The sequence below is a fragment of the Streptomyces nodosus genome, from assembly GCF_008704995.1.
In the GTDB taxonomy this organism is placed as follows: Bacteria; Actinomycetota; Actinomycetes; order Streptomycetales; family Streptomycetaceae; genus Streptomyces; species Streptomyces nodosus.
In genome coordinates this window covers 2,392,962-2,418,020 of record NZ_CP023747.1, presented here as the reverse complement: position 1 = coordinate 2,418,020, position 25,059 = coordinate 2,392,962, and the positions used below count along the sequence as shown (strand labels likewise).

Genomic DNA, 25,059 nt, shown 5'->3' with positions numbered 1-25,059 from the left:
GTGGTGCCGATCCCGGAATCCTCTTGGCTTGCGAGTGCTATCCGAGCGTGCCGTCGATTTCGAGTGCAGTGAGCTCGCCGCCTCGGCGTACCACCTTGGTCCGCTGCTCGATGTCGGCCGACGCGTCGGCGGTCACCCGCCCAACCCTGACCGCCCGGGCCACTCCGTCTGCCTCGACCTCGTCAACGCTTTGCCTCACCCTCACGCCCGGCGCAGAACGTCGTTCACCGACGAAAGACAGCGACTGCCCGTAGATCGTCTCCAGGTCGTCGCGCAGCGCGCTCATTGCGAGCAGCAGGTGTTCGTCATCGGCTCGAATGAGAGCAGGATTGCGGTGGTAGACAGCCAATTCCCGAGCCATAGTTTCCAGTCGGCGAATCCGCTCCTCAGTCAGCTCCTCATCGCGGATGCGCAGGGAAGCTGAAGGTTCAGTCAGGACTGGACTTGCTGTCGAATCGAACGGTGCATCGGCGTTATTTCCGCCACGACGGTCGAGCACGGCGCCGAGACGTCCGAAGAGGAACGCGAATATTTGCGGTATGGCTGAAGTTGCCACTGTAGCTAGCGACAGCTGATCTCCCATTGCATCCCCCGAACGGTGAACGTAGGTCACGGCAAAGCCGCAAGATCCCATCAAGGCTACGAGTGTCCATGAGCTGGAGACAAAGGCGCATTCCCGCCAAACATGTAGCCGTCATATTCAGTCAAGGGGATCCGTGTTCCAGGGAGCGGCTTCAAATTCGCACGAACGTTCTCGATTTGTGGTGTGAGTTAAGTGTTGCGCCGTCTGGGGGTTGAAACGCGTCACCGGTGGCCGATCCTTCGGCGTGACGGCGGTAACGGGGGTGGTGATAACGAGGTATGCGGCCCGAGCGAATGGCGCAAAGAGGGCACTGCGGTCGCCCGTGGGGCCTTCGCGGGCGTGCATCGCGAGGATCTACTGCGGGAGGCCGCCCGCTTCTTCGGATGGGCGCGGCTCGGCGCCGATATCCGGGACGCGCTGACGGGCGACATCGACGCGTTGTTCGCCGCCGGGGGCTTGATCAGGTCGGAGGGCGGCCTGATGCCCTCGGAGGGTTCCTGATCCGTTACGAAGGGTTCTCCTCATACGCCCGGAAAGCCCGCTGAGCTGACAGGCCGAGACGGGGTTCGGGCCGGGGGGCGGTGACGGACCACGGGGGCCGGACCCGGCGACGGGCCGAGCCGGGACGACGCGGACCCCGCCGGCTCCAGAGGACAGAGACCATGCATCGGATATCCGGTACCCGGACATCAGTGGGGAGTCCGGGCACGGGGTCCGCTGCCGCCACTGCGACCACCAGTAGGACCGCTGTGTCGCCGGGTACGCTGAACCACATCGTCAACGCGGCCCGACGGGCTTCCGCTCCACCCCGGTGGAGTCTCGAAGGACATGCCCCCACCCGCACGAGTCTCTTCGTGCTGCCTGGGGGAAGTCCTTGCTGTTCCGCGCGTCCGCGAAATCGGTCGCCGTCATGGCACTCGACGGTTCGCTGTTCCTGCACCTCACCGACCAGTTCGTCCATATGCACGGCTATCGGCCCGGAGCCTCGGAGATGCGTTCCTGGGAGCGCAGCATCCCCGTCCTGGCAGCCGCGCTCAACGACGCCGGCCTGGACGACGTCGAGGTGATGCTGGAATACGCGCTACCGCTGAACAGCAAGCGTGCCGACGTCGTCCTCGCCGGAGTGCACCCGGTCACGCAGGAACCGTCCTACGTCGTGGTGGAACTGAAGCAGTGGAGCCAGGCGGCTCCGCACGAGGACGACCCCACCCTGTGTCATGTCGACGCCTACGCGCACCCCGTGCTCAACCCGATCGAGCAGGTGCGGCGATATCGCGACTACCTGGTCAACTTCAACGGTGCGGTGGCCGAGCACGGCGAGCGGATCCATGGAGTGGCCTTCCTGCACAATGCCACCGAGTTCGGGGTGGCGGGGCTGCGGGAGATCGAGCGCGACGGGCGAGGACGGCTCTTCACCGGGGAGCGTCGCGGCGCGTTCCTGGACCACCTCCGGTCGAAGCTCAGTGATGAGCACCCCGGTGCTCATGCGGCCGACGAACTGCTTGCGGGCGCCACCGTGCCGTCGAAGCAGCTGATGTCCGTGGCGGCCAAGGAAGTGAGGGAGCGACAGCAGTTCGTCCTCCTCGACGAGCAGCAGGTCGCCTACCGCATGGTGCTCAACGCGGTGGAAAGGGCGAAGCGCGCCGACCACAAGGAAGTCGTCATCGTCACCGGCGGCCCCGGTACCGGAAAGAGCGTGATCGCGCTCCAACTGCTCGGCGAGCTCTACCGGAGGGGCGTGGCCGCGGTCCATGCGACCGGTTCGCAGTCGTTCACCACGACGATGCGCAAGGTGGCCGGCGCCCGGAAGCGGGAAGTCCAGGACCTCTTCAAGTACTTCAACAGCTTCATGACCACGGAGAAGAACAGCCTGGGTGCTCTGATCTGCGATGAGGCGCACCGCATCCGGGAGACCTCCGCCAACCGCTACACCCGAGCGGCACTGCGGACTGGCCGGGCACAGATCGACGAACTCCTCGACGTCGCCCACGTACCGGTCTTCTTCCTCGACGAGCACCAAGTGGTGCGTCCCGGTGAGATGGGCACCGTGGACGAAATCCGTGAGGCCGCGGGCAGACGGGGCATCGAATGCCATGTCGTCCCCCTGGACAGCCAGTTCCGCTGCGGAGGCAGCGACGCCTATCTGCGCTGGGTGGTCCGGCTCCTCGGCCTCGAGCCCGGCGGGCCGGTCGTGTGGGAGCCCGACGACCGCATGCAGTTGCTGGCCGTCGACAGCCCTGAAGAACTGGAGGCGTTCCTCGACGCCCGCCGCGCCGAGAAATACGGTGCCCGGATGTCCGCGGGCTACTGCTGGCGGTGGTCCCCCGAGCCCAAGCCGGGCGATCCGCTGCCTCCCGATGTCGTCATCGGGGGCTGGGCCCGGCCTTGGAACCTGCGCGGGGACCGGTCGGTCTCCGGCGCGCCCCCGTCCGCGCTGTGGGCCACCGACCCTGCGGGCTTCGGGCAGATCGGCTGCGTGTACACCGCCCAGGGATTCGAATATGACTGGTCCGGCGTCATCATCGGCCCGGACCTGGTCTGGCGGGGCGACCGCTGGGTCACCGACCGCACTGCGTCCAAGGACCCGGTCTTCAAGAAGTCCACACCGGACACCGACGTGGACCGGCTCATCCGGAACACGTACAAGGTGCTGCTGACGCGGGGCATGGTCGGCACGGTCGTGTACTCGACCGATCCGGAGACCCGGGAGAAGCTACGGGAACTGGTGTCCGGTCGGCCGGAGCCTCGGTCTGCCGCGATCGGGAGGCCCTTCGTGCGGCGGTGAACGCGTGACATCCGGCCATGATTGTCCTGCTTCCAGCCGACCGGCGTGTCCTGCGCGCCGGGGAAGGCGATCACTTCTCTAAGATCCCAGGCGTCATTGCGGCCCGACGGGCTTCCCCACATGGACATGCCCCCATCCGCACGAGTCACTCGTGCCCTGGGGGATCCACCTCGTGTCCATGCTCCTGCTGAAACTGGCAGCGCGGGATCTGCTGACCCTGAGCTCAAGACGCCGTATGGTGCCCCACCTCGCCGCGAGGTGGAAGCACTTCCTCAGCACCGAAGCTTCGTTGACCGAACGTTCCGCCTGGGCAGAGAGCCTGGTACATCTTGCCGAGGATCTGGTCGCCGCCGACCGCGGGAACGTCGAGATGGTCGTGGAGTGCGCTGCCACCCTCGACGAGACCGACCGCACCGGGGACCCACGGCTCATCGACGTCGTCCTTGTGGGCCATCATCCCGAAGAGAAGGGGTTGTCCGTCCAACTCGTCGAGCTGAAGCGGTGGTCGACGGTGACCCGGGTGGAGCGAGCCACCGCGGACTTGGTGCATGTCCCAGGCATGGGCGAGAAGAAGCACCCGGCGCTGCAACTGCGCGAATACTACGATGCGTTCACGAGTGAGAGAGGGCCACTGCACGGACTGGACTTCGAGTGCGGCGGCTTCGCCTATCTGCACAACGCCACCGACGCCTCGGTACTCCCGCTGGTCGGCGTGGACGCGCCCACCGGTTCCTACGCCCGTGTCTACACGAGCGACCGCCGTGCCCAACTGCTGTCGGATCTGCGGAGCAGTTTCGCCGCCGACGGCGCCGACTCGGCGGCCGAGATCCTGTTACGGAGCATGGGCCTGCGCAACACCCCGCTGCTCGACGCCATGATCCGCTCCAGCGGCGAGGACACGGTCTTCACCCTGCGCGGCCGGCAGAAGAAGGTCGCCGACCAGATCCTGGACACGGCCTCCAAGGTGCTGCCCGACCCCCGGCGACCCGCTCTGATACCCGATGAACGGCGGGTGGTGTTCCTGGTCACGGGAGGCGCCGGTACGGGCAAGAGCGCCATCGGCCTCCAGATCAAGGCCGAACTGGAGGCGGAGGGCCGCACGGTCAAGTACGCGAGCGGCAGCAGGGCGTTCAACGGGGCCCTGCAGGAGCATGTCGGCTTCGGCGACAGGGAGTTCAAGGAGACCTTCACCTATTTCAGCAACTTCGTCACCCCACCCGACCCGCCTCTGGACGTGCTGATCTGCGACGAGGCCCACCGCCTGCGCGACCGCTCCACCAACCGCTTCTGGAAACCCGAGGACTGGGGCACCAAGCCCCAGGTGGACGAACTGCTCGACGCCTCCCGGCTGACGATCTTCTTCCTCGACGAAGGCCAGTCCGTGCGCCCTCAGGAGGTCGGCACCGTCGACCTCGTGGAGGACGCGGCACGGCGTTATGACGCCCACCTGGTCCGTTGCGGCCTGCGGGAACAGTTTCGGTGCGGTGGCAGCGATGCCTACATCCGCTGGGTGCGCGGCGCGCTGGGGGTGTCCGACGCGGAGCCGGAGCTGTGGACCCCGGACGGGCTGATGCACGTCGAGGTCGTGGACAGCCCGGAGGATCTTGAACGGATCATCCGTTCAGAGGCTGAGGCGGGAGCGTCCGCGCGCATGGTCGCCGGTTACTGCTGGCCTTGGACGAAGCCCATGGGGAAGGAGAAGCGGCTCGAGTCCGATGTCCGGATCGGCGGCTGGCACCGGCCGTGGAACGCGGACAGTGAGTCCTTCTGCGAGAACAAGACCGTCCCGCCTTCCAAGATCTGGTCCGTGCACGAGAACGGTCTCGGCCAGATCGGCTGTGTGTACACCGCGCAGGGCCTGGAGTGGGACTGGTGCGGGGTGATCATGGGTGAGGACATGGTGCGCCGGGGCGATCGCTGGGTGTTCCGCCGAGGCAAGGAGAGGGCGGACAAGGAGGCGGGCGTCAAGCGGGTGGCCGTTCCCGGGTCCTTCGATCCCAAGGTGAAGCCGAAGAGCGTGGACGATGACGAGTTCGCCCGACTCGTCCGGCACGCGTACCACGTGCTGATGACCCGGGCGAGCCGGGCGACCGTGCTCTACTCCACGGACGAGGAGACCCGGGACTACCTGAAGGGGCTCGTCGGCGATGTCGAGATACACGGTCTGCGACCCACCTGGGAGAACCTGCCGGAGCAGGCGCGACAGCCACATCTGCCCCGTCCCGGCCGAGGGCGGCGCCGCCGCAGGAAGCGTCAGAAGAAGGACACTCCGCCCGGAGAGATGCGTCTCTTCTGAAACGGTGGCCGGTAGGCGGAGTGGCGGGCTCCCGGGCCCGCCACCTGCCGGTCAGCAGACCAGGCGCGCTACCACGGTAAGAGCCGTCACCAGTAGATTGGTGATGATTCCCACCGTGACGTCGACCAGAATCTGACGAATCAGGTCACGACGTGCACGCTGGTACTCAACGGGGTTCATGAGGTTTCCACTCCTGAGCGTGAGCTGGGAATGGCAGGGATCGCCCTACCGGGCATCCGCAGTCACACCGCGTGTGGCACGCGGTGGAGACCATTCGTCGCTCATCGCCGAGGACCGGCACCTGGAACACCGCCGACGTACCCTCCGGGAAGGTGCGCAGCGGGTAACCACGTTAGTGCACGGGCCAGTTGGCACAGATCGATTTTGGACGCCGTGGTGTCTCCGCCCACGCGTCGGATGCGTGGGCAGCGGACGGGACCGCGCCGATCGCGTTCACATCGGCTGTGTGGAGCAGGACCTGAACCTCGCCGCTCTGCCGCCCGGTGCGGTGCCCTGTTGTTCCGGTGGACACACCGAAGTCGCGGACGCCTCCCGGCGCCACTTCCTCGGTGCCTCGGCTGTCGCTGTGGCGGCCGGCGGAAAGCACCGTCTCGTCCTTCTGAGCACCGTGGGCGGGCCCCAGCCGGAGAACGACCGTACGGGCATCGCCTCGGCGCTGGTCGGCCGGGATATGTGTCTATCTGGTTGACTGCGGCCGTTCCGCGGTCACCCAGTAGGGGTGCGCCGGTCTGAAGTACAAGGACCTCAAGTCCGCCTTAACGGAATCGTCGAGCCGGTCGCCGTCCACGGTCCCGGACCGGCCGGTGAGCTGCTCCAGAAGTACGGCGGGGGCGAGGTCCCGACGGTGACTTCGGGCGACCCGACCCCCGGTCTGAAGACCCTCACGGAGAAGCAGATTGAGGCGTTCGCCTGCAGCGCCAATGTCTTTCTGCGTGACTCTGGCATCCCCGATGTGCGGGACCTGGTTCGCGTGCACGAGATCGGTCTGCCCGATGTCGGCGCCGACCCGCTGAAGAAGACCGCACCGGACCTGAAGCCCTTCGTGGTCATGTACGACGGCACGGTGGGACGAGATCCTCCTGCGCGGCAGCAGAGGTTGAGCCTCGGGGGCGGGGGCCGGACCGGCCGGAGTCGTGGGGCCGTTGAGGTGCGGGTGGCGGGATTTGGTGGGGGAGGGGTGGACGGGGGGTTCGGTGTCCAGCATGCTGACGCAGACATGACAGCCATGCTCACTCGGGACGGTCGACCGTGCGCGGATTCTTGGGCAGGGCCACCCTGGCCGCCGTACTCCTGCTGACACCTCTGGCGCCCACTCCCGTGGCCGCAGTGACCCCCGCGGCCGCTGTGACCGGCGTGACCCCCGTGGCTGGCGTGCCCCCCGTGGCCGGTGCGGCAGCCGTGACCCCCGCGGCTACCGTGCCGCGGCAGCCCGGGGCGGAGTCCGCGGAGCCTTCCGGAGTTGCCGCGGACTGGACGCCGCCGCTCAGTACGCGGGGGCGCTGGATCGTCGATGCGAAGGGGAACCGGTTCAAGCTGCGGTCGGGCAACTGGCACGGGGCCAGCGGCACCTGGAACGGCTCGGGGGACACCGAGGACGACGCCAATCACCATGCGGGTGAGAACTCCGGCCGTGTCCCGCTGGGGCTGGACCGGGCCCCCATGGCCGAGATCATCTCCGGCTTCCAGGAGATCGGGATCAACAGCATCCGGCTGCCCTTCTCCAACGAGATGATCCACGACGACCGTCCCGTCACGGACCGTGCCGTCGCCGCCAACCCCTCCCTGCGCGGGAAGACACCGCTCCAGGTGTACGACGCGGTGGTGCGCGGGCTCACCGACGCCGGACTCGCCGTGATCCTCAACAACCACACCAATACGACACGTTGGTGCTGTGGAGTGGACGGGAACGAGCGCTGGAACGCCGGGCAGTCCACCGGGGCGTGGGAGAACGACTGGCTGTTCATGGCCCGCCGTTACCGCGACGACAAGCGCGTCGTCGGCGCCGACCTCTACAACGAGGTGCGCCGCAACGTCTGGGACGACCCCAACTGGGGTCTCGGCGACGACCACGACTGGTTCGCCGCCTCGCAGCATGTCGCCGACCGGATCCTCATGGAGGCCGACCCCGACCTCCTGATCATCGTCGAGGGCATCAACTGGACCGGTATCCCGGTCGACGGCTTCGCGCACGGGCGCCCCACCCTGGAACCCGTACGCCGGCTCTCCCACACGCTCGTGGACTCCGGCAAGCTCGTCTACTCGGCCCACTTCTACGACTACACGGGCCCGAACCACAGCGGCGCCACCGGACTCGGCGAGACCAGCGACCCCCGCTACCGCGACCTCAGCCCCGCCGAACTGACCGATGTGGTCAACCGTCAGGCCCTCTATGTGGCCGCCGAGCAGGACCAGCACTTCACCGCCCCGGTCTGGATCAGCGAGTTCGGCGTCGGCGGCCGCGAGGAGACCGGCGCCGCGCCGCGCGCCTGGTTCGAGAACTTCGTCGACCTCCTCGTCCGGGCCGACGCCGACTTCGCGTACTGGCCGCTCGTCGGCTGGCACGAGGACCGCAAGGGCAACGGCTGGGCCCTGCTGCACTGGGACTCGGCCGGTCACCGTATGGGCGTCTACGACGGCGACGACTGGCGGGCCGGCGCGTGGAGCCGCCTCGTGCAGGCCCAGGGGCGCACCGGCCCCGTCGCCCCCGTGGCGAACTGGTCGATGCTCAGCCCCGATCACGGCGACTTCGTCGCCTCCCGGCGGATGCGCGCCCTGCCCGACTGGAATCCCGGCGCGCGCAAGGCCGTCTGCCCCGACGGGCAGCGCCTCCTCGGCGTCAGTCACACCGGCAACCGCGGTCTGTGCACGGATGTGTCCACCGGTCCCCTGGCGAACCCGGCCGGGGTCCATGAGGTGGTCACCGACGAGCGTCATGTCGCCCCGGGCCAGGACTGGGCCAGTGGGTACACCAAACTCCAGTGCGCCGAGGGCCAGTTCCTCACCGGCTACAGCGTCCGTGGCTCCGCCGTCTCCGCCGCCCTGTGCACCGCGGCCCCGGCGGGAGCGCTCGGCACGAGCGGCCGGACCGTCTGGTTCGACCGCGGCGACAACCGGGGCGTGTCCCCCCAGGGCGGCGACTTCGCCTACGGCCGCTACAAGGGACAGTGCGCCAACGACGAGTATCTGGCCGGGATCGCCTACACCGGCCGGGTGGGCTCCAGTGGCACCCCGGACGCCCTCTACTGCCGGAAGCTGAGCTGAAGGGGACGCCTCACCGGGGGACGCCGCACCCCCCGGGCCGCGCCGGCGGCCGCCGGTCCCAGTAGGGTTCACCTCTCATGCGCAGACCTGGGGGGATCATGATCGGCTACTGGTTCGCGGCCCTACGCCGTGTGGCTGTTCTCGTTGCCGTGGTCGCCGTCGCCATGTGCGCCTTCATCGCCGGTGTGACGATCTGGGACGACCCGGGCACCTGGGCGGAGGCGCTGCGCGACGGCGTGCTCATCGGCCTGGCGTGGGGTGCCGGCATCGGCGTCGTGGGTGCCACGTCGAGCACCTGGGGGGCCGCGCGCGCCGCCTCACGTCATGGTCTGAGGCTGGCCGCCGAGGCCGTGATTCTGCCGTGCACCGCCGAGTTCCGGGTGCCGCTGTCCTCCGGTGTCACCGCGTACCAGCTCACCGACAGCGTGCGCTACGCCCTCAGCGAGATCCAGGTCCCCCTGATCGACGAGGTCACGGAGTTCACGCACGGCAAGCTGACCCTCGTCTACCGGCAGTCGCTCAGCGGCCCGGTGAAGCTCCATATCTCCATCGTCACCGAACGGGACACCGCGACGGTGACGATGGACGCCCGTCCGACGGCCGCCTGGAGGCGTATGGACGACGGGGCCAGCTGGAGCGTCCTGACGGCTGCCGAGCCGCATGTCAGGAAGGCCGTCCGGCAGGAGGCCGGCGACACGACCGCCGTCTGAGCCCCCGGGTCACTCGGCGCGGTCCTCGGCGAGGGTGTGGGCGACCAGGGCATTGGCATGGCCGTGGCCGAGACCGTGCTCGGTCTTGAGCCAGGCGACGAGTTCCATGTGCCTGGTCAGGGGCGAGGCGCGGATGAGGACCTGCCACTCCGCGATCGGGCGGCCGTACTTCTTCTCGATCGACGGGAAGTAGCCGGCGGGCCCTTTCACCTGTTCGGTCATGAGTGGTGTCCTGTTCTGTCGAGGTTTCGCCCGTGGTCCGACCGTCCGCCGGTGCAGGGATAGAACTGGACGGTCCAGTACCGTGCCGGGCCGGTCGTCACCGTAGCCCGGGAGAACTAGACTGTCCAGTACTGGAAGAGAGGTGGCCATGATGGTGACCGAGGAAGGCCGGTCGGCGCGCAAGCGCGAGGCGATCATGGATGCGGCGACCCGGGTGTTCCTGGCGAAGGGCTACTCCGGGGCCGGCATGGACGACATCGCGAAGCTCGCCGCGGTCTCCAAGCAGACCGTCTACAAGCACTTCGCGGACAAGGAGAAGCTGTTCGCCGAGATCGTGCTGGCCACCACCGACCGGGTCGACGCCATGGTCGATCTGGTGGCCGACATCCCGGCCGACGGCGAGGCCCTGGAGGAGAACCTCGGCCGCCTCTCCCGGCAGTTCCTGACGGCCCTCACCCAGCCCGAGGTGCTTCAGCTGCGGCGTCTGATCATCGCCAACGCCGACACCTTCCCCGAACTCGGCGCCGCCTGGTACGAGCAGGGGTTCGAGCGTGTCCTCGCCACCCTGGCGGCCACCTTCCAGCGCCTCGCCGATCAGGGGCTGCTGCGGATCGCCGACCCCGAGCTGGCCGCCCACCACTTCTCCGGGCTGCTCCTGTGGATCCCGGTGAACAAGGCCATGTTCCACGGAAGTCCGCAGCACACCCAGGACGAACTCGACCGCTGTGCCGCCGCCGGGGTGCGGGCCTTCCTCGCTGCGTACCGCTGAACGCCGCGCGTCACGGGCGGGGCGGGGGAGACGACGGCGGTCGGGTCGTGGCCCGGCCGGCCCACCCCGCTCACCCCGACTTGTCCGGCTTCTGCTCGGCCGTCCGGGCGGGCTGGGGCGGTCGAGGGGCGAGCGAGCCGAGGCTCAGCCGGGGGAGGTCCTCCGGGCAGGGGGTCGTATCGGCGTCGGTCCCGGTGCCGGCGGCCAGGGGAGCCCGGCGGACCGCCGCCACGATCGAGGAACGGCGCAACGCCCGTGAGACGGCGAGCAGTTCACGCCCCGACGGCAGCGTGAGGTGCCCGGTGCCGGCCGAGGGGCAGGGCGCCGCCCCGTGCCGTGCGCCGCGTGCGGCGGCGGCGATCACGGCCGCGTGGCCGATGGACGCGGCGTCCGCGGGGTCGCGGCCCTCGGCCAGGGCAAGGGTGCGGGCCTGGGAACCGACGCGTTCGTCCAGGTACGGCCGTACCAGGCTCAGCCCGTCGGCGATACCGGCCTCCCGTCGGGTGAGGCGCAGCTGAGGGGACCAGTACCAGGGGACGGGGGCGACCAGTGCCTGTTCCCGTGCCGCTCCCGCGAGTTCGCGCCAGAGGGGGCCGAGCCGCCGGTACGCGGCCAGGGCGCGCCAGGTCGTGGTGGCCCAGGGGCCCGTCAGCGGCAGCATGAACCCCAGGGCGACCAGCGCGGCCGCCGGGCCCGCGAGCCGGGGGGCCACGATCGTGCTGAGCACATCCCAGTCGCGGCCGGTCCAGCGTGCCACCACGGCCGTGAGCTTGAAGAGGCTGAAGCCCAGGTTCAGCAGCCAGCCGGCGACCAGGACCCACAGGCCCGCGCGGAGCCAGCCGCCGACCTGGAGCGCCCAGCGCCAGCACAGCACGGTGGTGGCGACGGCCGCCGTCATATGGCCGAGCAGATACAGCAGGATCATCTCGCCGATGTACGGGGTGCGCGCGTAGTAGGTGTCCAGGTCCGTCAGCCGGTCGGCCGGGGCCCTGCCGAGGAAGAACAGGACGATCAGCGCCGCGATGACCACGGCGTAGCCGGCCGTCCAGCGCCGTGAGACACGGCGGATGTAATCGGGCGAGCCGCCACGCCAGTTGACGATCAGCAGCAGACAGGAGGCGCTGTAGGAGCTGACCAGGGCGTACACCAGCGGGCCCGAGAAATTGGGGATCCCGCTGGCACGGTTGACGGCCGCGACGGTCGGGGGAGCGGCGAACACGAAGCCGGCCCCGCCGAAGGCGAGCACCAGACAGACCGATCGCACCAGCGGATCGCGCCGTGCCCTGACCAGGTTCGGCAGCCTGATCGCCAGGATCAGGGCCAGCACGATGGCCGGTAGGTAGTACTCCGCCGAGGCCACGACTCACTCCTGGGGGCGGGCGTGCCCCAGCGATCCGCCGATCCGTCCGGCGAAGAGGGCGTCGGGCGCCGCGGGGGCCGAGGGCCCCGGTCCGCCGGCCGCCCGCCCGAGGAGGCGGCGCATCTGCCTCGCCTTACGCACTGACACTCCCTGTCACGCTCGACGTAAGGGGCCCGCCGATGGGCGTCGGCCGCTGCCCGTGCCGCGCCCGCGGCCCCCGCCCGGCCGACGGCGCATGGTGCTCCGGTGGCACCTCGCGTTCGCCCCGGGTGACTCCTGCGGTGCGTCGTGAGCCGGGTGATGCACGACTCGGCAGGCCAGTATGCCAGGTCAACTCGCCCCGGCCGTAAGGGAGTCCGGCGTTCCGGGGGTGCCCGGCCGGGGCGTGGGAAGGGACTTCGGGTCCCGATGCGGCGGTCACTGCTCCACCTCCCGCGCCGCGGCCAGTGCTCCAACCCCCGCGCCGCGGCTACTGCTCGAAGAGCGCCTCCTGCTCGCCTTCCGAGGGCCCGCGCACCTGTTTGTTCCGCGCGCCCACCACCAGGGCCGTGGCCGCCGCCGTCACCGCGAACGCCGCCGGGACCATCCAGGCGCGGTTGACGGCGTGACCGAACAGCGCGTCCACGGAGAGCCGGCCGGGGCCCGCGATCGCCAGGCTCGCCGCCGTGAGGCCGAGGAACGCCGCATGCTCATAGCCCCCGGCCTGAGCGAAGAACCCGCTCGGCGCGTTGACCGCCGTGGCCCCCGTCATCGCGCCGGCCGCCGCGGCGCCCGCCGCCGGTGTGGCGAGCCCCAGCGCCAGCAGCGCGCCGCCGCCCGCCTCCGCGAGCCCCGCCGCCGTGGCGCTCGCCCGGCCCGGCCGGTAGCCCACGGACTCCATGAACCGCCCGGTCCCCTCGATCCCGCCGCCGCCGAACCAGCCGAACAGCTTCTGTGTGCCGTGCGCCGCCAGCACCCCGCCGATCCCCAGCCTGATCAGCAGCAGTCCCACATCACGTCGGTCGATACAGGTCACGGTCACTCCCGGAGCAGGCGAACAGGAACGATTCCCTCCGCGTTCCCACCGTCCCATCGCCGGCATCTCCCGGCCCGGTCCGCGGCGCCGTTCGGGTGGCGGGCCGGGGGCACGTCAGGGGCGTTCCTCCGTGGTCCCCACCCTCCCCGGCGCGCACCTGGCCACGGGGGTGACTCCCCCATGACCCGTGCTTTGCCGTGCCTTTGTGACCCCGCCGTGTGCCGTCGTCAGCTCCCTCTGTACGGTCCCCGGGTGCGTGAATCCTCTCCGCTTCCCCCCGCCGCGCGGATGTCCCGCCGCGCCGTTCTCGGACTCGGCGCCGCCGTGCCCCTGACCCTCGCCGCGCCCGCCGCGGCCTCCCCCGCACCCCCGGCCTCGGTGGGGCAGGGAGGCGAACCCGGCACCATCGGCGGGGCACGGCTCGGGCGGGACGGCGTCCAGGCGCAGAAGACCGCCGGTCTGCCGAAGAAACTCACCGCCCGCTCCTGGCTCGTCGCCGACCACGACAGCGGCGAGGTGCTCGCCTCCTACAACGCGCACCGCCGGCTCGCGCCCGCCTCCACGCTGAAGATGCTGTTCGCGGACACCCTGCTGGACAAGTTCGAGCGGACCCGGACCTACAAGGTGACCGACGCCGATCTCGCGGACGTCCCCTCGGGCTCCAGCCTGGTCGGTATCAGGCCCGGCATCACGTACACCGTCGAGCAGTTGTGGCTCGGGGTCTTCCTGCGCTCCGGCAACGACGCGGTCCATGTGCTCAGCCATATGAACGGCGGACTTGAGAAGACCGTCGCCGAGATGCAGGCCAGGGCGGAGGATCTGCAGGCCCTCGACACCCGCGTGGCCAGCCCCGACGGCTACGACCACAAGGGCCAGCTCTCCTCCGCGTACGACCTCACGCTGTTCGCCCGCCACGGCCTGAAGAACAAGGACTTCCGCGGCTACTGCGCCACGAGGACCGCCGACTACCCGGCGGGCGGGAAGAAGACGTTCCAGATCCAGAACACCGACCGCCTGCTGACCGGCGCCTGGGGACTCGATGTGTACGAGGGGCTGTTCGGCGTCAAGAACGGCTACACCAGCAACGCGGGCAACACCTTCACCGGCGCCGCCACCCGCGACGGACGCACCCTGCTGGTGACGGTGATGCACCCCAAGTCCGGCGGCAACGGCGTCTACGAGGAGACCGCCGCCCTGCTGGACTGGGGTTTCGCCCAGGCGGGTGCCGCCGGGCCGGTGGGCGCGCTGGTGACGCCGCTCAGCGAGGGCGGGGCCAAGGCGAGCCCCTCGCCGACGGCCCCGGTGGAGCGGGCCGCGACCGGCACGGAGGCCGCCGTCACCCAGGGCGGACCCCCGTGGGGGCTGCTCGGCGGGGCCGGGGGAGCGATGGCGCTGCTGGCCGGCGGGGCGTATGCGCTGCGGACACGGCGGCGGAACCGGACGACGGAGGGGCCCCGGCACGGCGACTGAACGGCTCTGTCCGCCCCTCGGTACACGGCACCGGACACCCCTCGCGAGCTGAGAGCATGGGGGCCGCACCGAACCAGGAAGGAGGGGCAGATGCCCGAGCGTGGCCGCACCGCGCAGGACCGTACAACCCCGCAACACCCCGTGAACGGGGCCGGAACGGGGCCGTCCGGGACCGTGGAGGCCGCCGCGGGACCGGTACCCGCCGGGGGATTCCCCGCCGGGAGGTCCGCCGCCCGCCGCACCGGACTTCTGGTCACCTTCCTTCTCGGCGCCCTCACCGCCACGCCGCCGCTGGCCATGGACATGTACCTCCCGTCCCTGCCCGCGGTCACCGCGTCCCTGCACGCCCCCGCCGCGACCGTGCAGCTCACCCTGACCGGCTGCCTGGCGGGCATGGCGCTGGGCCAGTTGCTGGTCGGGCCGATGAGCGACCGCTGGGGGCGCCGTCGGCCGCTGCTGGTGGGTCTGGTCGTCTATGTCGTCGCCACCGCGCTGTGCGCGGTGGCGCCCTCGGTGGAGGTGCTGATCGCGTTCCGGCTGCTCCAGGGACTCGCGGGCGCCGCCGGGATCGTGATCTCCCGGGCCGTGGTGCGTGATCTGTACGACGGTGTGGCCATGGCCCGGTTCTTCTCCACCCTGATGCTGATCTCCGGGGTCGCGCCGATCGTCGCGCCCCTGATCGGCGGCCAGATCCTGCGGGTCACCGACTGGCGGGGCGTCTTCGTCCTGCTCACGGTGGTGGGCATCGCGCTGACTGCCCTGGTCGCGCTGAGGCTGCCCGAGACGCTCCCCTCGGCCGCGGACCGTGCCGGGGTGGAGCCGGGTGCCCGGGGCGGGCCGGGCGGAGGAGTGGGCGAGGCCCTGCGCTCCATGCGGGTGCTGCTGGCCGACCGGGTCTTCAGCGGCTACACCTTCACCGGCAGCTTCGCCTTCGCCGCGCTGTTCGCCTATGTCGCCGCCTCCCCCTTCGTCGTCCAGGAGATCTACGGCGCCTCCCCGCAGACCTTCAGCCTGCTGTTCGGCGTCAACTCCGTGGGCCTGATGATCGTCGGGCAGATCAACGGCAAGATCCTGGTCGGCCGGGTCAGCCTCGACAAGGTGCTGGCGACCGGACTCACCGTGGTGACGCTCGCCGCGGCGGTGCTGCTGCTGATGGTGACGGGTGTCTTCGGCGAGGTCGGCCTCGCGGCGGTCGCCGCCACCCTCTTCGTGCTGATGTCGGCGATGGGCATCACCCTGCCCAACACCCAGGCCCTCGCCCTGATGCGCACCCGGCGCCACGCCGGTTCCGCGTCGGCGCTGCTCGGCACCTCCTCCTTCCTGATCGGCGCCATCGCCTCACCGCTGGTCGGGGTGGCCGGAGAGCACACGGCCGTCCCGATGGCCGTCGTCCAGCTGGCGGCGGCACTGGTGGCCGTCGTCTTCTTCGTGACGCTGTGCCGCCCCTGGCACGCCCGCCCGGGCCTGGAGAGCGGCACCGAGAGGTCCGGGGAGGACAGCTGAGCACACCGAGACTGCGCGTCGACACCCCGGAGCGGGCCGGGCTCGACCCGGAGCAACTGCGCCTGCTGGTACGCGGGATCCATGACGCCGTCGGCGGGGAACGCCCCTGGGCGGCGGGCGCCGTGGTGGTCGCCGGACGCGGCCCGGTGATCGCCGTGCAGGAGGCGGCGGGCTGGGCGGTGCGGTACTCCGCCTACGACGCCCGGACGGACCACGGGGTCGAACTCCCGCCCGGGCAGCGGGTTCCGGCGACCGTGGACACACCCTTCGACCTGGCCTCGCTCACCAAGCTGTTCACCGCGCTCGCCGCGATGCAGCAGCTGGAGCGGGGCACGCTCGGCCTGGACGCACGGATCGGGTCGTATCTGCCGGACTTCCGTGCGGCGGCCCGACACGGCGTCACCGTACGCCAGTTGCTTACCCACACCTCCGGACTCCGGCCCGAACTCCCGTTGTACGACTGTGCGTCGGGCGCGGAACGGCTCGAACTGCTGCGTGCGGAGGAACCGGTGGGCGCGCCCGGCGCCTTCTGCTACTCGGACCTGAATCCGCTGCTGTTGCAGTGTGTCCTGGAACGCGTCACCGGACGCACCCTCGATGTGCTGATCCGCGACGGGATCACCCGGCCGCTGGGGATGACCGCGACCGGCTTCGGGCCGTGCCCGGGCGCGGCGGCCACGGAGGACCAGCGGCGGCCCTGGGCCAAGGCGGACCGGGGGATGCTGCGCGGGGAGGTCCACGACGAGAACGCCTGGGCGCTCGGCGGGGTGGCCGGTCATGCGGGCCTCTTCTCCACGGCGCGTGACCTGGCCGTCTTCTGCCGCACCCTGCTCGCGGGCGGCTCGTACGGCACCGCACGCGTCCTCGGCCCCGACCTGGTGGAGCTGATGCTGGCGCCGCCCGGGCTGGGCTTCTCGGTCGACCAGCCGTGGTTCATGGGCGGTCTCGCGGGCCGGGGCGCGGCGGGCCACACCGGGTTCACCGGCACCTCGCTGGTCCTGGACCCGGCGACGGACACCTATCTGGTGCTGCTGGCGAACACGGTCCATCCCCGGCGGCGCGGCCCGGACAACCGGGTGCGGGTGGCCGCGGCGGACCGGCTGGCGAGGGCGGTCCGGGGAACCTGAGAGAATCACCCCGTGAACGCCCCCGTCTCCCCAGCCGACACCCTGCGCGGCGCCCTCGCGGATCTGCTCGACGGGCTTCCGCCCCGGCAGGCCGCAGGCGTCGTGGACCGGCTGATCGCCAACTACCGGGGACGGACCCCGACCGACGCACCCGTGCTGCGCAACCGCGCGGACGTGGTCGCGTATGCCGCGTACCGGATGCCCGCGACGTTCGAGGCGGTGCGCACGGCGCTGGAGGCGTTCGCGGACACCGTGCCCGGCTGGGCGCCGGCGGGCCATCTGGACCTGGGCGGCGGGACCGGGGCGGCGACCTGGGCCGTGAGCGCCACCTGGGACGGCGAGCGGCCGGTCACCGTGCTCGACTGGGCCGAGCCCGCGCTCGCCCTGGGCCGGGAGATCGCCGCCGCGAACCCGGCGCTGAAGACCGCCGAGTGGCGGCGCTCCCGGGTCGGAGCGGGGCTCACCGTGGAGAGCGTCGATCTCGTCACGGTGTCGTACGTCCTCGGTGAGCTGACCGACGCCGACCGCGCCGGCGTGGTGGACGCCGCGGCCGCCGCCGGGGAGGCCGTCGTGATCGTCGAGCCCGGCACCCCGGACGGCTATGCCCGTGTCATCGAGGCCCGCGACCGGCTGATACGCGCCGGCTTCCGGATCGCGGCCCCCTGCCCGCACAGCGCCGCCTGCCCCATCGTGCCCGGCGAGGACTGGTGCCACTTCTCGGCCCGGGTCAGCCGCTCCTCCCTCCACCGGCAGGTCAAGGGCGGCTCACTGCCGTACGAGGACGAGAAGTTCAGCTATGTCGCCGCGGCGCGTTTCCCGGTGACCCCCGCCGCCTCCCGGATCGTGCGCCGACCGCAGATCCGCAAGGGCCAGGTGCTGCTCGACCTGTGCGGCCCGGACGAGTCCCTCCACCGCACCACGGTGACCAAGCGGCACGGCGCCCTCTACCGCGCCGCCCGCGACACCTCCTGGGGCGCCCCCTGGCCGGACACGGACCCGGCCTCCTGACGGGACCGCGCCCCACAACGCCCCACCGTCCCGCCGATGCCGTGCAGGCGCCCGCCTGCCGTGGCCGCTCGAGCGCCCACGGGCAGGGATCGGCCGTGGGACCGTCCGCGTCGGCGAGACTCACGGCCCCGGCGACAGGCGCCGTCGGAACCAGGTTCGTCCGTGCCGGCCTCAGGGGTGTCGGTGTCGGTGTCGGTGTCGGTGCCGGTGCCGGAGCTCGGACCGTCCGTGCCAGGCCCAGGATTGTTCGTGCCAGACCCAGGATCGTCCACGCCGGAGCCTGGACCGTTCCGCACGGATCCCCGTGCGGTTCCGCACCGGGCCTCCAACCGTTCGGTGCCGGAGCCCGTATCGTCCGCATGGATCCCCGGACCGTTCCCGCACCGGGCCTCCGGTCGTCCCGCACCGGGCCCTGAAACGGGTGGGCACCGGACCCCGAACCGGTGGGCGCCAGCACCCTCCCACGGCTTTGCCAACCCTTTACAACCCGGTTCCGGCCTGCCTCGTCTCTCCGTTCGATCCGCAAGCGCCCGCCGTTCGGTGGGTGCCGATGAAAGGGAGCGATCCGATGCGTCGAACCATCCTGAGTGCCACGGTAGTCGCGGTCACCGCCGTGCTGGCGGTGACCGCACCCGCTGTCGCCGACGGGAGGGCCCCCTCCCCGGTCCCCAGCAGCAGGACTGCCACCCCGGAGCCCACCAGGGCCGCCACCCCGGAGCCCACCAGGGCCGCCACCCCGGAGCCCACCAGGGCCGCCACCCCCGTCCCCACCGCCGCGCCCGCCGAGGCCGGCGTCAGGGATCGCTCGGCGGTCCCCGAGCCGACCCGCGCCGCGGCCGGCGACCAGGTCCGCGCGGTGCCGGCGGGGGCGCCCGACACCGGCGTCACCACCCCCTCCTCCGACTCCCGCGACGGCCTGATCGGCGGAGGCGCCGCCGGCCTGGCGGTCGTCCTGGCCGGCGGGGCCGTCCTCGCCGTCCGCCGCCGGGCGACCGGGGCATGACGCCGCTCTCCAGGCGCACGTTCGGCACCATGGCGCTGACCGCGCTGCTCACGGGCTGCGGCCACACGGGCGGGGACCGCCCGGCGACCGCCCCTTCCGCCGCCACCCGCGGCGGCACCACGGACACCGCGGGCACCACGCCGGCCGCGCCGGAGACCACCGGAACCCCGCGCCCCCTGGGGCGTTCGGTCCCGGTCCGGCTCCGGATCCCGGCCATCGGGGTCGACACCCCGCTGCTGAGCCTGGGGCTGGAACCGGACGGCACCGTGCAGGTCCCCCCGATCACCGCACACGACCGGGCCGGCTGGTACCGGTTCTCCCCCACCCCGGGGCAGATCGGACCGTCGGTCGTGCTCGGCCATGTCACGGTCGGCTCCTACGGCGACGGGGTGTTCCGCCGTCTGGACCGGCTGCGGACCGGGGAGACGATCGTGGCCCGCCTGGAGAACGGCACAGAGGCGCAGTTCACCGTCACCTCCACCAGGACGGTGGCCAAGGCGCACTTCCCGACCGACGACGTCTACGGGAACGTGAACCGACCGGAGCTGCGGCTCATCACCTGCGGCGGCCCGCACGACGGCGACGGCTACCGCGACAACGTGATCGTCTTCGCCGCCCTCAGCGCCGCCGTCCCCTGACGGGCCGAGGGCCCCATGACAAGGCCGGGCCGGCGGAACCAGACACGGCCGGCCCGGCCGCCGTCCCACCGACCGTCAGCCCTCCCCCGACCAGCAACCCGCCCGTCCCCACCGACCACCGGTCCACCGCCCCCCCCCACACACACAACACACGTGCGTGACGTGGCCCCCGACCCTGGAGAGCGTTGAAACGGTCCCGCGACAAGGCAGCGTCCGAACTGTTCGCCGCGCTGTATCCGCGCCTCGCCGGCTGGTGCCGCCGTCTTGTCGACGACGACGGGACGGCCCATGAGATCGCCTCCGAGGCGTTCACCCGGCTCTGGGCCCGCTGGACATCCGTGGAGGAGCCCCGAGGATTCCTCTACGTCACCGCGGCCAACCTCGTCCGCGACCACTGGCGCAAGCAGGAACGCGAACGCCGCGCCGTACGCCGCGCCACCACCGAGGCCGCGCTCCGCCCCCACACCGAGCAGACGGACCCCTCGGTACGCCTGATCGTGCAGTCCCTGCCGGAGCGACTTCGGGTCCCGATCCTCCTCCACTACTACGCTGACATGCCGATCCGGGAGGTCGCCGCGTTGACCGGACGCAAGGAAGGAACCATCAAAGCCGACCTTCACGCGGCCCGAGAACTGCTCCGCGTCCACATCAGGAGAAGCCTTGACCACGCGCTTTGACAACGACCCGGAGCTCGCGCCCGACGACCCGCTCACGGTGCTCCTGCGGCCCCCGGCCGGCCATCTCGCACCACCCCCCGGCCGCTACCGGACGATCCGCCGGGCAGCCGCTCGCCGCAGACTGCTGCGCACCGCGGCCACGGCGGCGGTCGCCTGCGCCGCGGTCGCCGTCGTCGCCCTGCCGTCCTATCTGTCCGCGCCGTCGGCCCCCCGCACACCCACCGTCCCCCTGGCACCGCCGCCCCCCGCGACCACAACTCCCGCCCCGGCGACCGCGACGCCCGTCCCGGCGACCACAACACCCGCCCCCATACCCACGGAACGCCGCCGCGGGGCCACCGTCACGCCCCGCCCCGGCGAGGACACCGCCACCAGGACGGTCCCGCCCACACCCAGCCGCACGGTGGCAGCCGACCCCCGCACCACGGCAGTGCCCGATGTGACCCGGAGGACATCGTCGTCGGAGCAGACCCGGGCGTCCCGCCCTCCCTGGACGGCGGCACCCCGGTAGTGGGCGGAGCGCCGCGGACCGGCCCCCGCTCGGCTCTTCACCATCCCTCCACGACCGGACAAGTCAGGGTAAAAGCCTCGATAGCCAGCCATCCGCACCGGTGTTCCCCCTCGCCCCGGCCCCCTGGATGCGAACTCCGGGCACCCCGGGCGCAGGATGGTGGGACCATAGGGCATGCTGTCCGCACCACAGCGGCGAGGCGAGGAGATTGATGAGCGCAGAGTTCGGCCGTCGCACGAGTGGGCAGGGCAGGATCTCCCAGTGGCTGCGTGGACGTGGTCCCGCCCGTCTCAAGGAGGACGCCGGCGACGGCGGACGTGAGGCGCTGCTGCTGGCCGCCGCCGCCGCGGGACTGCCGCTCGCGCCCGCCGCGCACCCGCTCGGCTACCGCTGTTCCTGCGACCGCGTCGGCTGTCCCACCCCGGCCCGCCACCCCGTCTCCTTCGCCTGGCAGACGCAGTCCACCACGGACCGGGCGCAGATCGAGCGCTGGGCCCGGCACCAGCCGGAGGCCAACTTCATCACCGCCACCGGGATGGTGCACGACGTCCTTGACGTCCCGGGCGAGGCCGGCGAGGAGGCCCTGGAGCGGCTGCTCGCCGCCGGGATCGAGGTGGGGCCGGTCGCCGTCACCGGTGACGGGCGCATGCTGTTCTTCACGCTGACGCGCGGCACCCCCGAGGACGAGGACGAGTGGTGGCCCTGCGAGCTGGACTGCCACCCCGAGACGATGGACGAGCACCCGGGCCTGCGCTGGCACTGCCGGGGCTCGTATGTGCTGGTGCCGCCCGCGCGGCTGACCGGTGAGCTGACGGTCGACTGGGTACGGGGGACCGAGCACCCCCTGCCGGACCCGCTGAGCCTGCTGGAAGTGCTGACCGACGCCTGTGCGCGGCACGCGGGGGACGACACCGAACTCGCGGGCTGGCCGCACCGGGCCTGACCTCCCGGCCCGGGTCCCCGGTGTCCTAGCCCTCCCCCTTGGCCCCCGTCAGCCCCTGCACCCGGCTCAGGAACTCCACCGGACCGTCGGCCGGGTCCCGTACCGCCTGGTCGGAGACGAACTCCAGGGTCAGCGACTGCCTGACCTCGCCCGTCAGCAGGGCCTTGATGTTCGGGTCGGTGACCGTGAGGTTGACGCCCTGGGCGGCCGTCTGCTTCTCGTAGTGCTGGGTGGCGAAGAACACCAGCGCGCCGCCGTCCGTGGTGCGCAGCCCCACCGGGGCGTAGTCGCCCTTGGCCAGCGGGCGGTCGATGTACTGCCGCGCCATCCCCGGCTTGCTGGCGCTCCGCTGCCGGGCCTCGCGCCACTGGGAGGTGTGCGTGCCGGGTGCGAAGGTGTCACCGCCGGACTTCAGATAGGTCGCGTACGCGGAGCCGAGCTTCCCCGGCTGCACGGCGAGCGACGGGTCGTCGGCGGTGACGGGCTCGGCCCAGCCGTCCTTGTCCGTCTTGAACGCCGGGACGTCACCGGCCTGCACGATCGTCAGATACGACACCGCCCAGACCTTGCTCGCGCCGGAGCGGGTGAACACCAGCAGCCAATGGGCGTCCTTGCGGCCCTTGTTGGCCAGGGTGTCGGCGACGAACCAGCGCGGCCAGCCCGCCTTGCGGGGGATGACGAACCGTGCGCCGGTCAGTTTCAGCGGCACATGGCGGGAGTTGCCGTCCGGGTTGTTCCGCCGGCCCGCGTCCAGCTTGCCGCCGTCCATGTCGGCGAGGGCGCCGGTGACCCGGTCCGCGTCCAGGGAACGGTTGAACTCCTTGTCCGCCTTGTTGTACGCGGTGAGGAAGTCCGTCAGCGCGCGGGCGGCCTCGGCCCGGGTCACCGTCGGCACGACCTCCCGCTCGCCGTGGACCACGACACAGCCGCTCGCGGTCAGGGAGACGGCGGCCGCCACCGCCGTCGCCAGGGCGAACCGGTTGCGCCTACGAAGCGTTCGAGGGCTGCGATCCCCGCGATCCCTGCTCATCCGTGACCTTCACCTTCCCCTTCCCGGAGGCGAACCCTACCGGGGCGAGGAAGACGGCGAGGGTGGGCACCAGGTACAGAGCCCACACCGTGACCTGAAGGACGGTCGGATCCGGCTGGAAGTTGAACACGCCCTTCAGCAGCATGCCGTACCAGCTGTCCGGCGGGATGGTGTTGCTGATGTCGAAGGCCAGGTCCCGCAGGCCCGGGATCCAGTCGGCCTCTTGCAGGTCGTGGATGCCGTAGGCGAGGACGCCCGCCGCGACGACGACCAGCATGCCGCCGGTCCAGGTGAAGAACTTGGCGAGATTGATCTTCAACGCGCCGCGGTAGAACAGCCATCCGAGGAAGACCGCGGTGGCCAGGCCCAGGGCGGCACCGATCAGCGCGCGCGGGCTGCCGTCGCTCGCCGCGTGCACCGAGGCCCAGACGAACAGCGCGGTCTCCAGGCCCTCCCGGCCGACCGCCAGGAACGCGGTGGCGACCAGGGCACCCGTGCCCGCCATCAGGGCCGCGTCCAGCCTGCCGTGCAGCTCGGACTTCAGATGCCGCGCGGTGCGCCGCATCCAGAAGACCATCCAGGTGACCAGGCCCACGGCGAGGATCGACAGCGAACCGCCGAGCGCCTCCTGGGCCTTGAACGTCAGCTCCTGGGAACCGAATTCAAGGACACAGCCGAAGCCCAGGGCGATGACGACGGCGATCCCGATGCCGGTCCAGATCGGCTTCAGGGCGTCCCGGCGGCCCGTCCTGACGAGATAGGCGATCAGGATGCAGACGACCAGACTGGCTTCCAGTCCCTCGCGCAGGCCGATCAGATAGTTGGAGAACACGGGCTACGCCTCCTCGGTCAGCAGTGTCCGGCCCCACCAGTCGTCCTTGTCACGGACTCCGGGCGGGATCGCGAAGACGGCCGAACCCACGTGCTGGATGTATTCGTTGAGCGCATCGGACGCCGCGAGCCTGCGCTGCAGCGGGATGAACCCCTTGCGTATGTCGCGCTGATAGGCGAGGAAGAACAAGCCGGCGTCCAGGCGGCCGAGTCCGTCCGTGCCGTCGGTGAAGGAGTAGCCCCGGCGCAGGATCGTGATCCCGTCGTTGGCGTCAGGGTGCGCCAGACGCACATGGGAGTCCGGCTTCATCGCCTTCAGGAACGGCGCGTCGTGTTCCTTCGCCCTGCCGACCGGGGCGCCCTCGCCCTTGTCGCGGCCGAAGACGTCCTCCTGCTCCTGCAGCGAAGTGCGGTCCCAGGTCTCGATGTTCATCCGGATGCGACGGGCGACCAGGTAGGAGCCGCCGGTCATCCAGTCCGGACCGTCGCCGTCGCCGACCCAGACGAACTTCTTCAGCCGGGCGGTCTCGGTGCCCGCGATGTTGCGGGTGCCGTCCTTGAACCCGAAGAGGTTGCGCGGGGTCTGGGCGTCCGGAGTCGTCGAGGAGGTCTTGCCGAAGCCGAGCTGGGACCAGCGGATGGCGACCTTGCCGAAGCCGATGCGGGCGAGATTGCGGATCGCGTGCACGGCGACCTGGGGGTCGTCCGCGCAGGCCTGGACGCACAGGTCGCCGCCGGTGCGGGACCGGTCGAGGTTGTCGCCGGGGAACTGGGGCAGCTCGGACAGGGCGACGGGCCGCCGGTCCTCAAGCCCGAACTTCTCGAAGAGGGAGGGGCCGAAGCCGATGGTCAGCGTCAGCCGCGAGGGCTTGAGGCCGAGCGCCTCTCCGGTGTCGTCCGGCGGCGCCTCGGCCAGTCCGCCGTGGGCGCCCTCGCCGACCTCCAGACCCGCGGTCATCCGCCGCGCGGCGGCCGTCCAGTCCTTGAGCAGCCGGACGAACTCGGCGCGGTCGTCGGTCTTCACATCGAACGCGGCGAAGTGCAGCCGGTCCTGGACGTCGGTGGCGATGCCCGCCTGGTGCGCGCCGTGGAAGCCGACCGCACCACCCGTCGCGGCTCCCGCCGGGTCCACGTCCTCGCCCGTCCGGGCCATCGCCACCGCACCGCCGGCCGCGGCGGCGCCGAGCGCGAGCCCGGCTCCGCCCCAGCCGATCAGCGCACGCCGGGAGGGCGCCCGCGAGCCGGTCTCCGCGGCCGTGGGGTCCGTGGTCCTGTCCGTCATGGTCCCGTTCCTCC

The 25,059-nt window shown here is 71.3% G+C and carries 25 protein-coding genes; 16 read left to right on the top strand and 9 right to left on the bottom strand.

Annotated elements, in window-relative coordinates; translation table 11 throughout:
* Positions 1-37: 37 nt before the first annotated feature.
* A complete protein-coding gene (locus tag CP978_RS10970; protein ID WP_144401442.1) occupies positions 38-583 on the bottom strand; it encodes a hypothetical protein in 546 nt (181 codons plus the stop codon).
* A gap of 339 nt (positions 584-922) precedes the next feature.
* On the opposite strand from CP978_RS10970, the gene CP978_RS34825 reads away from it, so the two are divergent.
* From CP978_RS34825 to CP978_RS10960, 3 genes are all read left to right on the top strand, one after another.
* On the top strand, positions 923-1,084 hold the full coding sequence (locus CP978_RS34825; RefSeq protein WP_158508328.1) for a hypothetical protein: 162 nt from the start codon (positions 923-925) through the stop codon (positions 1,082-1,084).
* A gap of 373 nt (positions 1,085-1,457) precedes the next feature.
* On the top strand, positions 1,458-3,368 hold the full coding sequence (locus CP978_RS10965; RefSeq protein WP_043439875.1) for a DUF2075 domain-containing protein: 1,911 nt from the start codon (positions 1,458-1,460) through the stop codon (positions 3,366-3,368).
* 289 nt (positions 3,369-3,657) lie between these two features.
* Positions 3,658-5,664 carry a DUF2075 domain-containing protein gene (locus CP978_RS10960; RefSeq protein WP_341275394.1) on the top strand — a complete coding sequence of 669 codons (2,007 nt, stop codon included), beginning with the start codon at positions 3,658-3,660 and terminating at the stop codon, positions 5,662-5,664.
* A gap of 51 nt (positions 5,665-5,715) precedes the next feature.
* On the opposite strand, the gene CP978_RS35590 is transcribed toward CP978_RS10960, so the two are convergent.
* A complete protein-coding gene (locus tag CP978_RS35590) occupies positions 5,716-5,844 on the bottom strand; it encodes a DUF6408 family protein (protein WP_221500892.1) in 129 nt (42 codons plus the stop codon).
* Between CP978_RS35590 and CP978_RS36380 the strand changes: the two genes are divergently transcribed.
* From CP978_RS36380 to CP978_RS10945, 3 genes are all read left to right on the top strand, one after another.
* Positions 5,843-6,373 (top strand): twin-arginine translocation signal domain-containing protein, encoded by a 531-nt coding sequence (locus CP978_RS36380; protein ID WP_107070380.1) that lies wholly within the window; start codon positions 5,843-5,845, stop codon positions 6,371-6,373. The genes CP978_RS35590 and CP978_RS36380 overlap by 2 nt on opposite strands.
* Before the next feature lie 728 nt (positions 6,374-7,101).
* Positions 7,102-8,946 (top strand): glycoside hydrolase family 5 protein, encoded by a 1,845-nt coding sequence (locus tag CP978_RS10950; RefSeq protein WP_227745618.1) that lies wholly within the window; start codon positions 7,102-7,104, stop codon positions 8,944-8,946.
* A gap of 77 nt (positions 8,947-9,023) precedes the next feature.
* Positions 9,024-9,656 carry a hypothetical protein gene (locus tag CP978_RS10945; protein ID WP_144401441.1) on the top strand — a complete coding sequence of 211 codons (633 nt, stop codon included), beginning with the start codon at positions 9,024-9,026 and terminating at the stop codon, positions 9,654-9,656.
* 9 nt (positions 9,657-9,665) lie between these two features.
* Here the strand turns inward: CP978_RS10945 and CP978_RS10940 are convergent, their stop codons facing one another.
* Entirely contained in the window at positions 9,666-9,878 is a 213-nt protein-coding gene (locus CP978_RS10940; RefSeq protein ID WP_043439865.1) for a DUF4287 domain-containing protein, read from the bottom strand.
* A 148-nt stretch (positions 9,879-10,026) separates the two neighbouring features.
* On the opposite strand from CP978_RS10940, the gene CP978_RS10935 reads away from it, so the two are divergent.
* On the top strand, positions 10,027-10,647 hold the full coding sequence (locus CP978_RS10935; RefSeq protein WP_043448403.1) for a TetR/AcrR family transcriptional regulator: 621 nt from the start codon (positions 10,027-10,029) through the stop codon (positions 10,645-10,647).
* Between the two features lie 70 nt (positions 10,648-10,717).
* Here CP978_RS10935 and CP978_RS10930 read toward each other — a convergent pair whose 3' ends face one another.
* The 3 genes from CP978_RS10930 to CP978_RS10925 all read right to left on the bottom strand — a co-directional run bounded on the left by CP978_RS10930 (position 10,718) and on the right by CP978_RS10925 (position 13,022).
* Positions 10,718-12,007: an MAB_1171c family putative transporter gene (locus tag CP978_RS10930; protein WP_063839050.1), complete on the bottom strand. Its 1,290-nt coding sequence runs from the start codon at positions 12,005-12,007 to the stop codon at positions 10,718-10,720.
* Between the two features lie 3 nt (positions 12,008-12,010).
* Positions 12,011-12,148 carry a hypothetical protein gene (locus tag CP978_RS34815; protein WP_158508326.1) on the bottom strand — a complete coding sequence of 46 codons (138 nt, stop codon included), beginning with the start codon at positions 12,146-12,148 and terminating at the stop codon, positions 12,011-12,013.
* A gap of 328 nt (positions 12,149-12,476) precedes the next feature.
* On the bottom strand, positions 12,477-13,022 hold the full coding sequence (locus CP978_RS10925) for a DoxX family membrane protein (RefSeq protein WP_150478199.1): 546 nt from the start codon (positions 13,020-13,022) through the stop codon (positions 12,477-12,479).
* 288 nt (positions 13,023-13,310) lie between these two features.
* On the opposite strand from CP978_RS10925, the gene CP978_RS10920 reads away from it, so the two are divergent.
* The 9 genes from CP978_RS10920 to CP978_RS10880 all read left to right on the top strand — a co-directional run bounded on the left by CP978_RS10920 (position 13,311) and on the right by CP978_RS10880 (position 21,902).
* Complete coding sequence (locus CP978_RS10920; RefSeq protein ID WP_227745617.1) at positions 13,311-14,492, top strand: D-alanyl-D-alanine carboxypeptidase family protein; 1,182 nt, start codon at positions 13,311-13,313, stop codon at positions 14,490-14,492.
* Positions 14,493-14,582: 90 nt separating this feature from the next.
* Positions 14,583-15,995: a multidrug effflux MFS transporter gene (locus CP978_RS10915; RefSeq protein ID WP_043439862.1), complete on the top strand. Its 1,413-nt coding sequence runs from the start codon at positions 14,583-14,585 to the stop codon at positions 15,993-15,995.
* A complete protein-coding gene (locus tag CP978_RS10910; protein ID WP_376697920.1) occupies positions 15,929-17,122 on the top strand; it encodes a serine hydrolase domain-containing protein in 1,194 nt (397 codons plus the stop codon). The genes CP978_RS10915 and CP978_RS10910 overlap by 67 nt, the downstream gene beginning before the upstream one ends.
* A 12-nt stretch (positions 17,123-17,134) precedes the next feature.
* Positions 17,135-18,130 (top strand): small ribosomal subunit Rsm22 family protein, encoded by a 996-nt coding sequence (locus CP978_RS10905; RefSeq protein WP_043439861.1) that lies wholly within the window; start codon positions 17,135-17,137, stop codon positions 18,128-18,130.
* Positions 18,131-18,698: 568 nt separating this feature from the next.
* Positions 18,699-19,133: a hypothetical protein gene (locus tag CP978_RS10900; RefSeq protein WP_043439860.1), complete on the top strand. Its 435-nt coding sequence runs from the start codon at positions 18,699-18,701 to the stop codon at positions 19,131-19,133.
* Complete coding sequence (locus tag CP978_RS10895) at positions 19,130-19,771, top strand: class F sortase (protein ID WP_043439859.1); 642 nt, start codon at positions 19,130-19,132, stop codon at positions 19,769-19,771. The genes CP978_RS10900 and CP978_RS10895 overlap by 4 nt, the downstream gene beginning before the upstream one ends.
* Positions 19,772-19,956: 185 nt before the next feature.
* On the top strand, positions 19,957-20,448 hold the full coding sequence (locus tag CP978_RS10890; protein WP_043439857.1) for an RNA polymerase sigma factor: 492 nt from the start codon (positions 19,957-19,959) through the stop codon (positions 20,446-20,448).
* On the top strand, positions 20,432-20,959 hold the full coding sequence (locus tag CP978_RS10885) for a hypothetical protein (protein ID WP_144401440.1): 528 nt from the start codon (positions 20,432-20,434) through the stop codon (positions 20,957-20,959). The genes CP978_RS10890 and CP978_RS10885 overlap by 17 nt, the downstream gene beginning before the upstream one ends.
* 211 nt (positions 20,960-21,170) lie before the next feature.
* Complete coding sequence (locus tag CP978_RS10880; protein WP_043439853.1) at positions 21,171-21,902, top strand: bifunctional DNA primase/polymerase; 732 nt, start codon at positions 21,171-21,173, stop codon at positions 21,900-21,902.
* Positions 21,903-21,927: 25 nt separating this feature from the next.
* Here the strand turns inward: CP978_RS10880 and CP978_RS10875 are convergent, their stop codons facing one another.
* From CP978_RS10875 to efeB, 3 genes are read right to left on the bottom strand one after another with little or no spacing between them, the layout of a single operon-like run.
* Positions 21,928-22,932, bottom strand: a complete 1,005-nt coding sequence (locus CP978_RS10875; RefSeq protein ID WP_043439851.1) for an SCO2278 family lipoprotein — start codon at positions 22,930-22,932, stop codon at positions 21,928-21,930.
* A complete protein-coding gene (gene efeU / locus CP978_RS10870) occupies positions 22,889-23,764 on the bottom strand; it encodes an iron uptake transporter permease EfeU (protein WP_043439849.1) in 876 nt (291 codons plus the stop codon). The genes CP978_RS10875 and efeU overlap by 44 nt, the downstream gene beginning before the upstream one ends.
* A 3-nt stretch (positions 23,765-23,767) precedes the next feature.
* A complete protein-coding gene (gene efeB, locus CP978_RS10865) occupies positions 23,768-25,045 on the bottom strand; it encodes an iron uptake transporter deferrochelatase/peroxidase subunit (RefSeq protein WP_043439846.1) in 1,278 nt (425 codons plus the stop codon).
* Positions 25,046-25,059 lie beyond the last annotated feature (14 nt).

What these genes read in the sequence shown, in the direction of transcription:
- CP978_RS10880 (WP_043439853.1), top strand. Translation starts at nt 21,171, where the DNA reads ATGAGCGCAGAGTTCGGCCGTCGCACGAGTGGGCAGGGCAGGATCTCC.
- CP978_RS10920 (WP_227745617.1), top strand. Translation starts at nt 13,311, where the DNA reads ATGTCCCGCCGCGCCGTTCTCGGACTCGGCGCCGCCGTGCCCCTGACC.
- CP978_RS10935 (WP_043448403.1), top strand. Translation starts at nt 10,027, where the DNA reads ATGATGGTGACCGAGGAAGGCCGGTCGGCGCGCAAGCGCGAGGCGATC.
- CP978_RS36380 (WP_107070380.1), top strand. Translation starts at nt 5,843, where the DNA reads ATGAGGTTTCCACTCCTGAGCGTGAGCTGGGAATGGCAGGGATCGCCC.
- CP978_RS35590 (WP_221500892.1), bottom strand. Translation starts at nt 5,844, where the DNA reads ATGAACCCCGTTGAGTACCAGCGTGCACGTCGTGACCTGATTCGTCAG.
- CP978_RS10875 (WP_043439851.1), bottom strand. Translation starts at nt 22,932, where the DNA reads ATGAGCAGGGATCGCGGGGATCGCAGCCCTCGAACGCTTCGTAGGCGC.
- CP978_RS10970 (WP_144401442.1), bottom strand. Translation starts at nt 583, where the DNA reads ATGGGAGATCAGCTGTCGCTAGCTACAGTGGCAACTTCAGCCATACCG.
- CP978_RS10915 (WP_043439862.1), top strand. Translation starts at nt 14,583, where the DNA reads ATGCCCGAGCGTGGCCGCACCGCGCAGGACCGTACAACCCCGCAACAC.
- efeB (WP_043439846.1), bottom strand. Translation starts at nt 25,045, where the DNA reads ATGACGGACAGGACCACGGACCCCACGGCCGCGGAGACCGGCTCGCGG.
- CP978_RS10900 (WP_043439860.1), top strand. Translation starts at nt 18,699, where the DNA reads ATGCGTCGAACCATCCTGAGTGCCACGGTAGTCGCGGTCACCGCCGTG.
- CP978_RS10945 (WP_144401441.1), top strand. Translation starts at nt 9,024, where the DNA reads ATGCGCAGACCTGGGGGGATCATGATCGGCTACTGGTTCGCGGCCCTA.
- CP978_RS10940 (WP_043439865.1), bottom strand. Translation starts at nt 9,878, where the DNA reads ATGACCGAACAGGTGAAAGGGCCCGCCGGCTACTTCCCGTCGATCGAG.
- CP978_RS10895 (WP_043439859.1), top strand. Translation starts at nt 19,130, where the DNA reads ATGACGCCGCTCTCCAGGCGCACGTTCGGCACCATGGCGCTGACCGCG.